Origin of the sequence: Ferrovibrio sp. (assembly GCF_025869515.1) — a bacterium.
Lineage (GTDB): Bacteria > Pseudomonadota > Alphaproteobacteria > Ferrovibrionales > Ferrovibrionaceae > Ferrovibrio.
On sequence record NZ_JAOZVR010000026.1, the window covers coordinates 1 to 13679 of the forward strand.

General features: G+C 61.4%; 15 protein-coding genes. 1 reads left to right on the forward strand and 14 read right to left on the reverse strand.

The features are described from left to right. Positions 1-142 precede the first annotated feature (142 nt). From virB11 to OJJ21_RS04430, 12 genes are read right to left on the reverse strand one after another with little or no spacing between them, the layout of a single operon-like run. Complete coding sequence (virB11, locus tag OJJ21_RS04375) at positions 143-1357, reverse strand: P-type DNA transfer ATPase VirB11 (protein WP_231698549.1); 1215 nt, start codon at positions 1355-1357, stop codon at positions 143-145. Positions 1358-1359: 2 nt separating this feature from the next. Continuing rightward, positions 1360-2583, reverse strand: a complete 1224-nt coding sequence (gene virB10, locus OJJ21_RS04380) for a type IV secretion system protein VirB10 (protein ID WP_231698550.1) — start codon at positions 2581-2583, stop codon at positions 1360-1362. After that, a complete protein-coding gene (locus OJJ21_RS04385) occupies positions 2580-3413 on the reverse strand; it encodes a TrbG/VirB9 family P-type conjugative transfer protein (protein WP_297683523.1) in 834 nt (277 codons plus the stop codon). Before OJJ21_RS04385 ends, virB10 begins: the two co-directional genes overlap by 4 nt. Beyond that, the gene (locus OJJ21_RS04390; protein ID WP_231698552.1) at positions 3410-4426 is read right to left on the reverse strand and encodes a type IV secretion system protein; all 1017 of its coding nucleotides are present in this window, start codon (positions 4424-4426) and stop codon (positions 3410-3412) included. Before OJJ21_RS04390 ends, OJJ21_RS04385 begins: the two co-directional genes overlap by 4 nt. Before the next feature lie 13 nt (positions 4427-4439). Then, entirely contained in the window at positions 4440-4589 is a 150-nt protein-coding gene (locus OJJ21_RS04395; RefSeq protein ID WP_231698553.1) for a hypothetical protein, read from the reverse strand. Then, entirely contained in the window at positions 4586-5578 is a 993-nt protein-coding gene (locus OJJ21_RS04400; RefSeq protein ID WP_231698554.1) for a type IV secretion system protein, read from the reverse strand. Before OJJ21_RS04400 ends, OJJ21_RS04395 begins: the two co-directional genes overlap by 4 nt. Before the next feature lie 12 nt (positions 5579-5590). Next, positions 5591-5884 (reverse strand): hypothetical protein, encoded by a 294-nt coding sequence (locus tag OJJ21_RS04405; RefSeq protein ID WP_059401013.1) that lies wholly within the window; start codon positions 5882-5884, stop codon positions 5591-5593. Between the two features lie 36 nt (positions 5885-5920). Next, positions 5921-6643 carry a P-type DNA transfer protein VirB5 gene (gene virB5 / locus OJJ21_RS04410; RefSeq protein ID WP_231698555.1) on the reverse strand — a complete coding sequence of 241 codons (723 nt, stop codon included), beginning with the start codon at positions 6641-6643 and terminating at the stop codon, positions 5921-5923. A gap of 21 nt (positions 6644-6664) precedes the next feature. Then, positions 6665-9157 carry a VirB4 family type IV secretion system protein gene (locus OJJ21_RS04415; RefSeq protein WP_263462731.1) on the reverse strand — a complete coding sequence of 831 codons (2493 nt, stop codon included), beginning with the start codon at positions 9155-9157 and terminating at the stop codon, positions 6665-6667. Continuing rightward, positions 9147-9533, reverse strand: a complete 387-nt coding sequence (locus OJJ21_RS04420) for a VirB3 family type IV secretion system protein (protein ID WP_297683532.1) — start codon at positions 9531-9533, stop codon at positions 9147-9149. Before OJJ21_RS04420 ends, OJJ21_RS04415 begins: the two co-directional genes overlap by 11 nt. A gap of 3 nt (positions 9534-9536) precedes the next feature. Next, positions 9537-9896, reverse strand: coding sequence for a TrbC/VirB2 family protein (locus OJJ21_RS04425; RefSeq protein ID WP_231698558.1), 360 nt, complete (start codon positions 9894-9896; stop codon positions 9537-9539). Between the two features lie 35 nt (positions 9897-9931). Beyond that, positions 9932-10600, reverse strand: coding sequence for a lytic transglycosylase domain-containing protein (locus OJJ21_RS04430; protein WP_231698559.1), 669 nt, complete (start codon positions 10598-10600; stop codon positions 9932-9934). A 146-nt stretch (positions 10601-10746) separates the two neighbouring features. Here OJJ21_RS04430 and OJJ21_RS04435 point away from each other — a divergent pair, with 146 nt between their 5' ends. Next, positions 10747-11583 (forward strand): helix-turn-helix domain-containing protein, encoded by an 837-nt coding sequence (locus OJJ21_RS04435; protein WP_263462730.1) that lies wholly within the window; start codon positions 10747-10749, stop codon positions 11581-11583. Here the strand turns inward: OJJ21_RS04435 and OJJ21_RS04440 are convergent. Both OJJ21_RS04440 and OJJ21_RS04445 read right to left on the reverse strand, forming a co-directional pair. Continuing rightward, positions 11540-13312 (reverse strand): hybrid sensor histidine kinase/response regulator, encoded by a 1773-nt coding sequence (locus tag OJJ21_RS04440; RefSeq protein WP_231698561.1) that lies wholly within the window; start codon positions 13310-13312, stop codon positions 11540-11542. The genes OJJ21_RS04435 and OJJ21_RS04440 overlap by 44 nt on opposite strands. Continuing rightward, on the reverse strand, positions 13309-13679 hold a 371-nt coding region (locus OJJ21_RS04445; protein ID WP_297683536.1), incomplete at its 5' end, for a hypothetical protein. The genes OJJ21_RS04440 and OJJ21_RS04445, both read right to left, overlap by 4 nt.

A 13679-nucleotide genomic window follows, 5' to 3' on the forward strand; every position in this document is an offset into this window, starting at 1 on the left:
GTCCCACCCTGGGCGCTGCGGTAGCCGCCCGGCAGCGGGTTCGCGGCGTTCGCACGGCGCGGCCGCCCGAGCGCGTGGCGCGGCCCGGGCCTGCGCGCGCCGGGCCCTCGCGCCCTGCCGACTGTCTGAAGCAGCGCCTTCGTCATGCCAGCAGCGTCGATGCGTACATCGGGTCGTAGTAGATGGCCGAGCAGTAGCGGTCGGCGCCGGGCTTGAAAACGATCTGCACCACCACGTTCACCAGGCTGTGCAGCAGCGTCAGCGTCTCGTCCATCGCCAGCCCCCGGCCTTCCGGCGAAGCCTTGATGAGCAGGGCTAGACGCACGAACGCCTCGCGCGGGCTGTTCGCGTGGGTGGTCGTCATGCCGCCCGGGTGCCCCGAGTTCAGGACGCTCTGGATGTAGTAGTAGGTCTCGTCGCCGCGCAATTCGGCCAGCAGCACGCGCTTGGGCGTCTTGCGCATGGCCGCCTGCAGCATGTCCTTGGCCGAGCCGCCCGCCGTGGTGCTGGTGCCCTCCCGACGGTAGAACAGTGCCTGGCAGTGCGGGTGGTTTGGCAGGGGCATCTCTGGCGTGTCTTCCACGGTCAGGATGCGTTCCTCGGCGGGGATGAGTTCGACCAGCCCGCGAATGAACGAGGTCTTGCCGCTGCCTGTCGCGCCCGACACGAGGATGTTCTGGTACTCCAGCACGGCCGTCTTGAGGAATTCGGGCCAGCGCCCGGCCTGGGCCAGTTCCCACAGCCGCAGTTGCTCGGGCAGCAGCTGCCGCCCCGCCCTGGCGCGCTGCTCGTCGGTCATGTTCATGTTGAACATATGGACCGTGTTGGCGAAATACCCCTGCTCGATGAATTGCTCCAGCGTGAAGGCGGCCACGCTGTGCTTGCGCAGGTTGACGTAGATGTGGTTGTTGAGCGTGGCCGGTGGCCCGGTCATCTCCAGGCGCGTGCCGTCAGGCAGCGCCGTGGACAAGGTGACGTTGGACGCATTGAAGGGCTTGCGCGAACGGTTGGCCACCAGCTGGCCCAGCTGCTCGATCACGTCGCGCGTGAGCGCGGGATCGAGGTGTGCGTGCCAGTAGCCGCCCTCCCACAGCGCCACCTCGCCCGGGCGGTTGATCGCCACCTCCTGCACGCCCGGACGCTCCAGCCAGCGGCTGAAATATCGCTCGATGTGGATCTCCAGAGGCGAGCGGCCGGTGCGCCCGCCCCAGCCGCCGTCGAGGTCGGCAAGGGACTCGCGCTGCGCGCCGGCGCCCGCTGCGGGCGGTGCCGCCGTGGCGGCGGCCGAAGGCCGGGGATCGGCCGGCACCGAGGGCGTGCGTGGCTCCGCCAGGTCGTGAACTGGATCGCGGAACATCGTCAACTCCTTGGGTTGCGCGTAAGTTCGTAGACTTGGGAAAAGTCCACGTCGCGGGCGATGTAGATCTTGATGATTTCGCCCTGGTTCTTGTAGAGCGTGGGCTGGATGTCCTCGCCTTGCGACAGCATGGATTCCACGACACGATCGGCGGTCGAGCGCGTGCGGTCCAAGTTCCGCAGCGCCCCGCCCTGGTTGTTGTAGTAGACCGTGTTGTTGTCGCCGTTGGCAGCGGCATTGCGCGCGTCACGCTCCTGGCTGCGCAACTCCTCGCGCCGCATGACGTAGTCCATGCCGTCCGAGAACAGCGAGTACAGCATCGCGCCGCCGAAGCGCTCGAAAAAATGCTGATCGACCTGCCCACTCATGCCACTGCGGCCGAGCGCGTCGGTGCTGGGCGAGTTCAGGGTGACCTCCACGAAGTTGGGCGTGATGGCGCGGCTCCAGACCGCGAACATGCGCTTCTTGCCGCGCGCCATGCCCGCGCTGTACTCGCCTTCGAACGTCGTGCCGGCCTCCATCAACACCACCTTGCCGTCCATCGAGTAGACCGGCCGCGACAGGATGCACTTGAGAAAGCCCGGCTGGTCGGTGCTGATGGCCGTCAGCAGCGTGCAGTCCGGAAGTGTGCCCTTGGCCAGAGTGAACGAGGGGTTGCGGTTGACCGTGGCCAGTGTCCTGGCCGTGGCGGTGGACAGCAGCGCGCCGCCCAAGCCGGTGTCGCCCGAGAGATTGGGCGCGCGGGCGCGTGCGCTGGCCGCGCCGCCGGGTGGCGGCTTGCCGCCGCCCACGCCGATCTCCGACTCGAAGCGGCGCTTTTGCAGGATCTCCTCCTCGGTCGGCCCCTTGGGCGGCTCGGGCGCCGCCTGTGCCTGCGCTTCGGGCTTGGTCTCGGGACAGGCCATGCCCTCGGGCAGCTTGAGGCCCCCGGCGCATTCGATGAAGCGCAGTTCCGCCTTGGGCGGCTCGGCCAGGGAGACGTTGAAGTCGGGCGTGGAATCGGGGCGCTTCTGCTCTTCGAGTTGGGCAACGGGCTTTTTCTCGCCCGAGAAAAAGCCCGCCAGCTTGAGCGCGCCGTAGGCGAGCACGCACACGGCCAGCAGCGCGATGCCGGCAATCACGATCTTCTGCCCCGGCGACTTCGGCGGCCGCCGGTCCACGAATTCGCCGCGCTCCTGCTCTGGCTTCGGCGCTGCGGGATCGGTGTAGTCGGAGCGTGCGTTCATCGGGACTCCTCGCTGTTGACGGAGCGGTTGACCTTGTCGCTGGCCGTGCCGGTCGGGCTCTGCTGCACGGCGGCGGCGGGCGACTTGTTGGTGATGCCCGACACCAGATTGCCGCGCCGCAGCAGGATGCGCGAGGCGACTTGGTGGATCACCATCGTGTCGCCCTCCACATGGAAGTCGGCGATGGCCTCGGTGCCGTCCGACTCGATGACGAAGGCGGCAGGCATGGCGTTGGCCGCGCTGAAGGTCATGTAGGTCTGGCGGCCGTTGTCGAACATGGACGCGGGCTGCAACTCCTGCGCCCCTGCGATCCAGTAGTCCGAATTCAGGCGGCCCTCGTAGCGGCTGTTGCGCAGGTCGTCGGCGATGCGCTTCTGCTCCGCGCGCGCCTGGGCAGCACGACGCCCCTCCGGCGTGCTGTCGTCGTCCTCGGAGTCACGCACCCGCATCCAGTAGGCCACCGTGCGGCTCTTGCGGCCGGTGCTCTGCAACGTGAACAGGTAGTTGCGCCGCGCCGTGAACACCGTGAGGTTCGTGTCCGGCTTGATGCCGGCCGGCTTCATCGAGATGAGGTTGTTCTTGAACTTGACGTGCCAGGCCTGCCGGTCGCCCATGCCGAAGTCATCGATGGTGTCCTGCGCCGGCAGTTCGATAGTGGTCAGGACCCCCTCGGCGATGTTCACGCGGATCACTTCGTCGGGGTGGTAGTCCACGATCTGCACGCGGCCATCCAGCTTCGAGGAACGGGCGCCCATTTCGGCGTGCGCCACCGTGCCGATCCATGCCGACAGGACGGCGGCCACAAGGAAGGTTGTCGGTTTCATGGTCATGGTCGGCGCGGGTTGGCGGTGGCAGGCGGGGCGGTGGAAGCCGCCGGCGGCGGCGCCTGGCCGGCCCCGTTCGTGCCGATGCTGGACAAGGCGGAAGGCGCACCAGCGGCGGCGCCCGCAGGCGCAGGCGCGGGCTGCGCGCCCGCACCCGCGACAGAGGCCGCAGCCGCAGCTGCGGCCGCCTGCGAGGCCTGCAGCTGCTGCTGGGCGCGCACGGCGGCCAGCGCCGCATCGGTTTCGCGGCGGAAGTCCTCCATCACCTGGTTCAATTCCTGATTCGGCGTCCCCGGCGCATTGACCACCACCGGGTTGCCCACTTGGTCGCGCCGGTAGGTCTCGGTGCAGAAGCCGAAGGGGTTGAGATAGAAGTTCAGCTGGTTGCTGGGGATGTTGGTGGGGTCGTAGCGCACCCCCAGCGTGGCGACGTAGCGGTACTTGAGCGGCGGAGTCGTGCCGCGCGAGACGGTTTTCTCAAACTGCACCTGGGCGGTCTTAGTGTCCTCGTCCAGCGACTGCAAGAAGGTAACCGACTGCACGGTGATGCGGTCCGAGTCCTGATTGGTCAGCATCAGCACCGGGCTCTTCTTGTTGAGTTGGGGGTTGATGTAGTTGTCCCACTCGGCCCGCTGCGTGCCGCAACTCATGAGGTAGACCATCTTGTAGTTTTCCTCGGCCTCGCCGCGCGTAAAGCCCTCGCGCGCCTTGATGTAGCGGGCCACGTCGGAAATCACGATCTTCTCGTTGCGGGACTCCCCCACGTCCAGCTTCTCGCCGGCGGGCTTGACGTCATAGGCGCCCGTGGCGTTCTCCACACGGATGATGATGGGCACGAACTCCTTGAGCGGCAGCAGCGTGGTGACGGCCACGCCCATGATGGCCGCGAAGACCACGGCGCCGATGCCCAGCGCCTTGTACCGCTTGAGGGACAGGCGCTCGGCGTTCCTGCTGTCGGCATCCCAGCTGGCCGCCGCCTGGAAATACCGCTCCTGCGCTTGTTCATTCGAGTCGTTCATACCCGTTCCTCATTCAATCGACCGCGGGCTTTTGAATCGGCTGCGCGTTGATGGGCCGCTCCGGTCCATCGGGCCAGCCAGGCGGCGGCTTGTAGGTGCTGCAGGCCGAAAGCGCGGCCAGCAGTGTCAGAACCAAACATCTACGCATCAGATCCACCTTCATGGTTTGGCCGGCGCGCTCTTGGCCCCGCCCCTGGAGCGCAATGCACCGCGCATGTAATAGATCAGGCTGGATGCGCCCTGCCCGACCGCACCGCCGGCGCCGGAAGTCATGGACGAGGCGATCGTGCTGAGCTGCAGGAACATGAAGGCCATGATCAGCGTGAGCAAAACGACGGGCATGAAAAGAACGATCACATTGCCGGCCTTGGCCATGTCGCCGCCCATGAACTGATTGCGGATGGCGTCCGCGATGGTTCCGGCGACGCCCGCTCCGCTGTTGGCCGCCACGCCGGCCAGCGCATTGATGTAGGCGTCCAGAAAATTGAAGAAGAGATTCATGAACAGGAAGCACAGCACGTAATAGAAAACGAAGAAGAGCGCCGTGTTCAGCCACGAGAAAAACTTGTCGCGGGTGTGCTGGAGAACGAGCAGGAAGACGAAGAACGGCCCGACCGCCAGAACCAGGGTCAGGCCCAGCTTGGCGTAGACCAGGCCGCAGAAAATGACCACCATCATGATGACGGCGGCGATGATCATGATCAGCAGCACGATGGCCAGCAGGATGGCCGCGCCCCAGGCCAGGGACTTGACGTAATCGACCAGCAGGTTGAAGCCGCCGGTGGCCAGGCCGATGAACTTCTCCTCGAACAGCGCCAGCGCCTGAATCGGCGTGGTCGCGCTGCCCCGGCCCACGGCGGAAACCAGTTCCTCGGGCAGCTTGTAGAGAGGATCGGCGATCCACGCCGTGTAGCCGCTGCCCATCGCGTACAGCACCAGCATGAAGGCGATGAACGGGACAAAGAGGTCCAGCACCGGCATGGACGTTTTGCCCGTCATGGTGAGATAGCACCACACCAGCAGCAGAACGGCCAGCACGATCCAGGCAATCGGAATCACATAGCTCGAAATACCCGACGAAGCGCTGGCATACAGCCCGGTGATGGCGCCATCGAACTTCAGGTAGACGTTGTCAAGAACTCCAGTTGCCATGGTCCAGGCCCCTTAGAATTTTGGCGCCTGTGGCATGCTGCGAAGCGATTCGGATTGAAGCTGGTTGTACAGCTTCTCGATCTTCGAATATTTCTCGCACCATTTGCCCTTCGTCTTCATTTCCTCCTTGGCGCACTCGCGTTTGATTTCCAGATATTCCTTGGCATAGGCCGCGCCGGCGAAATCGGCCTTCTTGTAGGCCTGGGCCACCTTGAGGTCGTCCAGGGCGTAGAGGTTTTCAAGCCGAAGTCTTTCGGCCTTCTCGTCTGCGGACTCGCAGCCGCACAGCGCGAGCACTAGCAGCATCCAGGCGATTCGAGGGAAGCGACGCATCACATTCCCTCAGAAATTGGGCCGGCTGAAGTTCGCCATGCCCGCGGAGAAACCGTTGTAGACGCGCTCGGTTTTCAGCTGCCGCTCGGACTCCTCCATCTTGGCGATGGTTGAGAGCTTGATCTGCTCGTTCTGCAGCCGCGCGTTCTCCACGTTGATGCGTGCCTGGATCTCGGCGATGACCTTCTGATCCGACGAGCTGTTGATGGTGCGGACGAACTCCTGCAGATTGGTGATGTTCTCCGCCGCCTTTTTGTAGGCCAGGTCGCCGAAGTCCTTGTTCATGGCGGCATTGCGCCACTGCCGCTCGCATTCCTGGCGCAACACTGGGTCCTTGTTGAGTTCGGCGCAGGATTTGTACTGGTAGGCCTTCACGATGTCGGCCACCCGGCCGCTGATGCCGTTCCAGTTGCCGTTTCCTCTGCGGATCGACTCGGCGACTGCCCAGTAGTCCTGGGGCAGGAACTGGCGGATGAGGTCATCGCGCAGGATGTTGCCCATGCCGCGCCCGTCCTTGAGGGAGTCCCAAATCCCCTTGGTCTGTTCGAGCTCGGTTTTCATCCGCTCCAGCTGAACCACCCACTTCGCAATCTGCTCCATGTTGTTCATCTTGGCGGTGGCGATATGCGCTCCGTCGATCACCGGAATACCGCCGGCATAAACGGAAGAGGACACAGCCAGCGCAGCGGCCATGCCGAACATCCTCAAATTGATTTTCTTGAGCCTGACCATGCTGTTTCTCCTTTGAAAAATCTAGATCCTTCTTTCATAGAAGCGCGGCAACCAATCGCGGGGATTGGGTCCGAATTCCCGGATGCATTCGCGGCAGATCATCACGTTGTCGGTGCTGGCCGAAAGCACCGACAGCATGTTGTCCATCCCGGTCAGGTTCATCTTTGCCATGATGGATTCGTTGCCTTTTTTCACCAGCACCGATCCGTCGCTTGCGCTGCTGGTGCGCACCAGTTCGAATTCGCGCGGCGTCAACCCGAGCTTGTCGATATAGACCTCCGCCCTGGCCTTGCTGTTGGGCAGAATGAACGAGGTCGGAAACTGATTCAGGAACTCCTGGCCCAAGTGGCTCTCGGCCACGTCCTCAGCGTTTTGCGCATCCAGCCCGAGAATCCCATCCTGCTTGCGGATGGTTCTGGATTTGTCATCGATGAACTGGCCCATCAGCGGATCGGCCAGCAGCGCCCAGGCCTCGGCCATGTCGATCACGTGCGGCGTGCCGGCCGCGCTGCGCAGAATCTTCTCGGTGATCAGGCGCATCAGCGGGGTCTTGGCGTACCCGAGCTTGAGCACCGCCGTCGTATCGAAGCCGTAGGCGCTGCTGTCGTTCAGGTTGAGGCGATCCACCGGGCTGTCGAGCACCCAGCCGTAGGGACTGGCACGCGGATCGTCCTCGTTGTGGCACCAGCGCGTGAGCAACTGGTGCAGGCTGTATTCCGTCTCGTGCGAGGGCAGGTAATGGATGATGCTGCCAAACCGGCGATCCGCCTTCGGCAGGTCGAAGACCGATGAAATGGCCTTCTTGAGGTCAATGGCCTCGCTGGGCTTCAGTTCATAGCGCGTGTCGTATTGCGCCGCCCACTTGGCAACGTCGTAGATCATTTCCCGGGTTTCCTCGGTGTCGTCCCACTGGAAAAAGTTGATGCCCGATGGAACGCCCGGCTCCAGAATGAAGTACTGCGCGCCCATGGCCCGCATCACGATTTCCTCCCCATAGTCCTTGTCCAGGGTGAAAATCTTGACCGGCCGGTTGTCCCGGCTCTCGCGCCGCTTCAAGGCCGCGCGCATTGCCACCTTCAGGGTTGTCTTGCCCGCGCCCGTGCCGCCGATGATGTAGTAGTTGCCCACCTCTTTTCTCTGCCGCTTCTGCGCGGGCACGGCAGGATCGTCCTCGTCGTCCATGTTGAGTTGGATGCCCTGCTCGGCCATCCGGTCGCGGCTGACGTGCAGGTTGAGGAAATAGGGGTTGCGCGATTCGGTCGAGAGAACGAGTATGGGCTTGCCCCACTGGCTTCCTTTTCTGTTTCCGGTGGGATAGTTGTGCAGCGGGAAGAACTTCGCCATGTTCAGCGAACTGATCGGCATGGCGCGCACCCGGCCGTGCTTGAATGCACCCGGGAAAATCGACCAGAAGGTGGCAATCAGCGCCCCGCCGTTCTGGCGTGAGATCTGAATGCTTTTCTCGTTCATCAACGTGATGGCGTCGTTGACGTGGTGGTTCAACTCCTTCAGGCTGGAGCCGTAGATCACCAGAATCCATTCGTGCTCCATCATCTTGAACTTGTTGGCCTGCAGATTCGTCAGCGCCGCTTTGATGTCGGCGATCTGGATCTCGTTGCTGGCCGTGCTCTCGATCCGGTTCTGCTGCGCCTTGAGCATCCGTTCCGCGGCGTCTCGCGGAATGGCGGTGAAGGACTGGCTCAGCACGAACTCGAAATCGGCCGTCAGCAGCTTCTCGTGGACCTTTGCGTCGATGGACTCGCAGGTGTACGGCGCAGTCATGGCCATCACGGCCGCATAGGTGGTCGAGGCGCCGTTGACGATCCTGACCGTCTCCTCTCCGAAGTCCAGCGTGGCGAGCGGCAGGCTGCGCGATAGATTGGCGGGCCGCAGCTGCACCTGGCTGTGCCGGTGGTTCAGCAGCCAGGCATAGAACTCGCCAATCTCGGTATGCAGGCCGCCGTCCCTGGAGTAGGACTGCAGCTGCCGCGTGTGGTAGCGCTTGAGCGCGGCCTGCAGCACGGCGACACTGCGCTGCGCCGCCTCCTTGGCCTGCTCGTGCAGTTCCCTGTAGTCCTCGCTTTTCTTGGACGCGAAGCGCAGGCCGAAACGGTCGGCCTGGGTGCCGGCCAGGCGGTACACCGGAGACAGGTAGAGGCGGTTGGTGAAGAAGTCCTTGCCTTCGAGGGACTGGTTGTACGCCTTGACGAAATCTGCGCTGAATTCGTTGTCGTACTCGTTGTGGGTGAGTACGTCCTTTTGCCGCGTGCGGACGATATGCGTCCACAGGGCATGGTTCGGGCTGGCCAGCGCGGTATGGATGGCGGAGAGCCAGGTGCGGTTCAGCCCGTCGATCTCCGCATTGGTCATGGTGTCGAACGAGATTCCATGCACCTGCAGCGTCGCCGTGTAATCGCCAGCTTCGGTCACGACAATGGTCTGGCTGATCTGCTGGCTGTAGGGCAGCTGGGAAGCGTCGCTGACTTCCTTGGCATCCACTCGGTCATTGAGCATGCTTGCGCCTCTTGGTTTTCAGCTGGGGGCCAAGCTCCGTCCTCAATTCCCGTCGCGTGGCATGCGGGGTGAATGTCACCACGTTCTTTCCCCGCAAGCCCTTGTTCCTGGCGAAATACCTGTACTTGATATTGCAGACAAGGTTCTCCACCCACCATTGATCGCTGGCCGTTTTCAGCATCAGCAGCAAGTGAATGGGGAGCACGAACAAGAGCGCCCAAAACTGAAAGAATCGGAAGAAGACCAGCAGGGCGACGCACTCCACGGCAAACACCGTCAAGGGCACATAGAACTGCATCGCCTTGGTTTGCGGCCCCTGGTACACGAGGACCCTTTCCAAGGGTTCATCGACGTGCTTGTTGCTTCCCCCGGCCATGGTTCACAGGTTCCCGATGCTGCCGTTGCCGCCCACGGCTTCCTTGATGAACTGCACGATGGCCACCGAGGCGAAGGCGATGGCCGTGCCCGCGAGCACTTGGAAGAAGAGCCGCTTGGGATCGTGGGCGCCGAGGAAGTTGCCCGCCGCCCAGTTGATGCCTGTGACCAGCACGCAGATGGCTCCGACTACGCCGATGACGGCGTACAGGGCATTGAAGATGGAAACGCCCGTCTGCTTGAGCGTTTGGGCCTCGGCCGGATGGAACAGCAAGGCAGCCAGGATTCCGATCAGAAGAATGCCCTTGAGCAGCATAATTTTCGTCAGCGTGTTTTCACTCGTTTGCAAGATATGGGAATTCATGTTGGTTCCTGTTGAGTCAATGAAAAGGCAAAGCATCAAAATCCCTGGGTAACCTCCTGCGCCTGGAAAATGTCAGGGGATTCACCATCGCGCAGCGAATTGGGATTGGACGCAATGGCGGCGGGCAGCGCCGGCGGCGCGTTTGCGCCAGAAATGTCGATCTGAACGGACCGGGCAAGTTGGTTAAATCGCGGATCGGTGCTTGCCGGCGTGCTTCTGGCGGCTTTGGAAGTCCGTACCCACGCCTGCTGGGCCTGCATATACGTGAATATCTTTTCAGCGTATTTATCGCTGACCTTTCTATGCACGCCGCCCGAGTTGTAGCCGCGAAGCGCGGCCCAAACCGCATCGACCCCGCTGTAACCCTCTTTAATTGCCTTGCCGTAATATTCAAAAAGGATGGTCTGTCCCATCCTTAAATTGCTGCAGGGGTCGAATGCCTGTTCCCAGGTCATTCCCCGGCCGGTGACATTGCTGATATGAATCTGCGCCAAACCCACGCTGAATTTGGCTCCCGCCGCCTGAAGTTGCTTTACAGTCTTGACCGCTTCATCCAGTGTTTGCGGCTGGGCAATTGCGCGCTGGCCGGCATCAGGCCCAATGGCATACGGGTTCCACGCCGATTCGGTGCGGACCAGGGCCTGCATCAACACCGGGGATACTTGGGGAGCGCACTGCGCGAGATCAGGCGGCAAGTCAATCACTTACATCTCCGGTCATGGAAGGAATGCACAATCCGACAGATTGGGCGCACCGTGTAACGAAATACAATACAAATCGCACTAATTGTATTGTTCAACGATACATAAGCTTATCATAAATTTTGTTTGACACAACACAGGGACAGCGCATGCCTGCTCAAGAGGACAGCCAGACACAAGGGACCGGATCGGCGCCATCGGCTGCCGAGATCGTTCGCGCGCTTCTGGCGCGCCACAAGGTGGACCGCCGCCACTACGTGACGGCGGTAATCGAGGTTCTGGGCTTATCGCGCGCAGCCGCCCACCACCGGGTCACCGGAACGTCAGCATGGACCTGGGATGACTTGGCTCGCATGGGCGAGCACTACGGCGAGTCCATGTTGAGCATGATCCGCGGCGTGATGGGCAAGACCTTCGCTGCGCAATTGGTAAACGACAAGCACAAGGCGCCTGTGATGGTTCGCCTGGGTGACGGCCCGCCCGATCGCGGCGATATGTGGGCGGCGTTCAACACCGATGGCGGCCTGCTCGTGATGACGGTCGATAAGGTGCCTTTCTCCTTCGAAGCGATCAAGGTCATCGAACTGGTTCACGGCCAGGACGGGCAGACACCGCTTCGCGTGGCCGTGTTGGACGACGTTGCCGACACGGCCGCTAGCCTTGCCGACATGCTGGCCGACGAGGGATGCACCAGCAAGGCCTATACGTCACCGCGCGCGCTGCTGGCCGACCTAGAGTCTGGCCACGAGTACGACGCCTTTGTTCTGGACTGGTGGCTTGGCAAGGACACGGCGGAAACCGTCCTTGCTGAACTGCGCCGCATCTCCAGGCAAGCGCGCATCGTGCTGCTGACTGGGGAAATGGGCGCCGGGGGAAAGGCCGACAGCAGCGCCGTCGAGCAGGCGCAGAAGCGCTACCACTTCTTCGTCTGCCAGAAACCGATCACAGCCGGCGTTCTGATGGCGAACCTGACGCTGGGCGTGTGAGGCCGGCAAGCAGCGACTTGATGCGGATGGGCTTGTCGAGCAGCTTGTCAAAGGGCGAGCGAATCGGCGAGGGTCCATGATGCAGGGCGCTCATGCCGTACAGCAGGCACCGGGGATTTGCCATGGAACTGCCGCGCCTGAAGTCACGCGCGAGTTCGTCGCCGCGCCGGCCCGGCATGTTCACATCGATAAGGGCCAGATCGTAGTAATTGACGGCCATCATGTTCGCGGCGATCGCCGGCGACGGTGCGATGTCGGCCTCGATGCCTAGCACTTGGCATTCACTGTGCAGCGAAGCCAGCAGTTCGAGGTTGTCATCCACCAAGAGCCAGCGCTGCTTCGATTCGGCTGGTGAAGGCCGCGGGTCGTCCGTCTGCAGCAGTGCCGGAATGGTCAGCCTGAAGCAAGTGCCCTCCTCACTACTGTCGTAGGTCAGCTGCCCGGACAGGTACTCAGCGAGCGAGTAGGCGATCTTGAGGCCGATGCCGGCGCCATCGCCGCCCTGCAAGACGCCATAGCGCTTGAACGGTTGGATCTCCAGTGGCGCGAACCCCGAAGGCATGCCGGGTCCGGTGTCCCGCACAGTGAACACCAGCTGATGTTCATTGACATCGGCCAGCGACAGTTCCACTGCCCCGTGCTCGGTGTACTTGATGGCGTTGCTGGTGAGATTGCCCAGGATCTGCGTCAGGCGGCCGCTGTCGGCTGTAGCGAAGATGGGTTCTATGGGCGCATGGATAGATAGCCGCAACCCCTTCTCGTAGGCGTTTTGTGATTCCAGATCCAGCACTTCCTCTAGCAGGTCCTGAACGCAAAACACGTCCGGGCGGAACTCCAGCGCGCCAGCCTCGGAGCGTGCCAGAGTCAGCAGGTCGTTGATCTGAAATTTCATGCTCAGAGTCGCCCGCTGGATGCGCGCCAGTAGACGGTTGCGCCTGTGCGGATCAAGCGGACTGAGCAGAGATTCGGCGGATGAGGAAATGGTCTGCAAGGGCGACTTCAGTTCATGCGACACCATCCCCATGAACTCATTCTTCTCGGCCACTGAGACTTCGAGCAGCTTCTTCTGGTGGGCCAGCTGAAGGTTGCGTTCGGCCAATTCGTCGCGGCTCCGGGCAAGTTCGCAGTTCTTGCGATACAAACCCAAATTGTAATAGGTATAAATTATTACTGCTAATCCGCCCATGATTGCCAAGCTTGCAATCAGCTGGTTTATTGTTTTGTTACGAGCTTCGGCAGCTTCGAAAGAAGCGTCGCTACTTGCTAGTTGCATCTGCCAGACGCTGGCTGATATATCGGAAACCATGTGACCAATACGATCCAAACGTTCCAGTAATTGGAGCGCTTCGCCCTTAGTCATTTCGCTACCATAGCTGTCATGGATAGCACGAACATCATGCTCCAAGGCACTCAACTCAGGAAAGTGCAAGGCAAAATCGTGATTTGTCATCAGCGTAGTACGCGATGGTGATTCACGAGTTAGCAAACGTATTTTGGAAAGAAAAACAGATAAGCTGTTTTCTGACTGCGCCTGAACAAAGACATCTCCGTCCTCCATCCTCGCAAGGTCAGCCTTTAAACGCCAAAAACTTGTCTCGAACTGACTCACCGACCAATATGGTTCTTCGATAATTTTTTCAGGCGGCTTACTAGTAATAAAGTAGTAGAAGAAGAGAAGGAATGCCACGAGTAAAGAGAAGCGCAACACCCAAAACCATATACGTCTCATAAAATATCTATCCGACACACCTGCCAAGCCATTTTGTTGAGACCTGCAGGCCTCCTCAACTCTTTATAATCATCATAGGGGTACATGACAAACATTGGCCCCCAATCATCCAGTTTCAGCCGTTTGTCATCAAGGCTTGTCGCCAAGATAACGCCATACTTTGCTAAATCAGAAAATGGAATATCGACTTTGAAATGATCCCAGGTGTATACAGTCAGTTTTTGCACGCTACCTCTGCCGGCCAAGCCAACGACATCGTTCAAATACGGCCCCTTGTAGGAGCCCTTTTTTGCCCAATTGGTGGACGTAACGAGTCCGCCCTGAACAATTCCGTTTTCAGCCGCAGGCATGTCGGTGCTCATGCGCA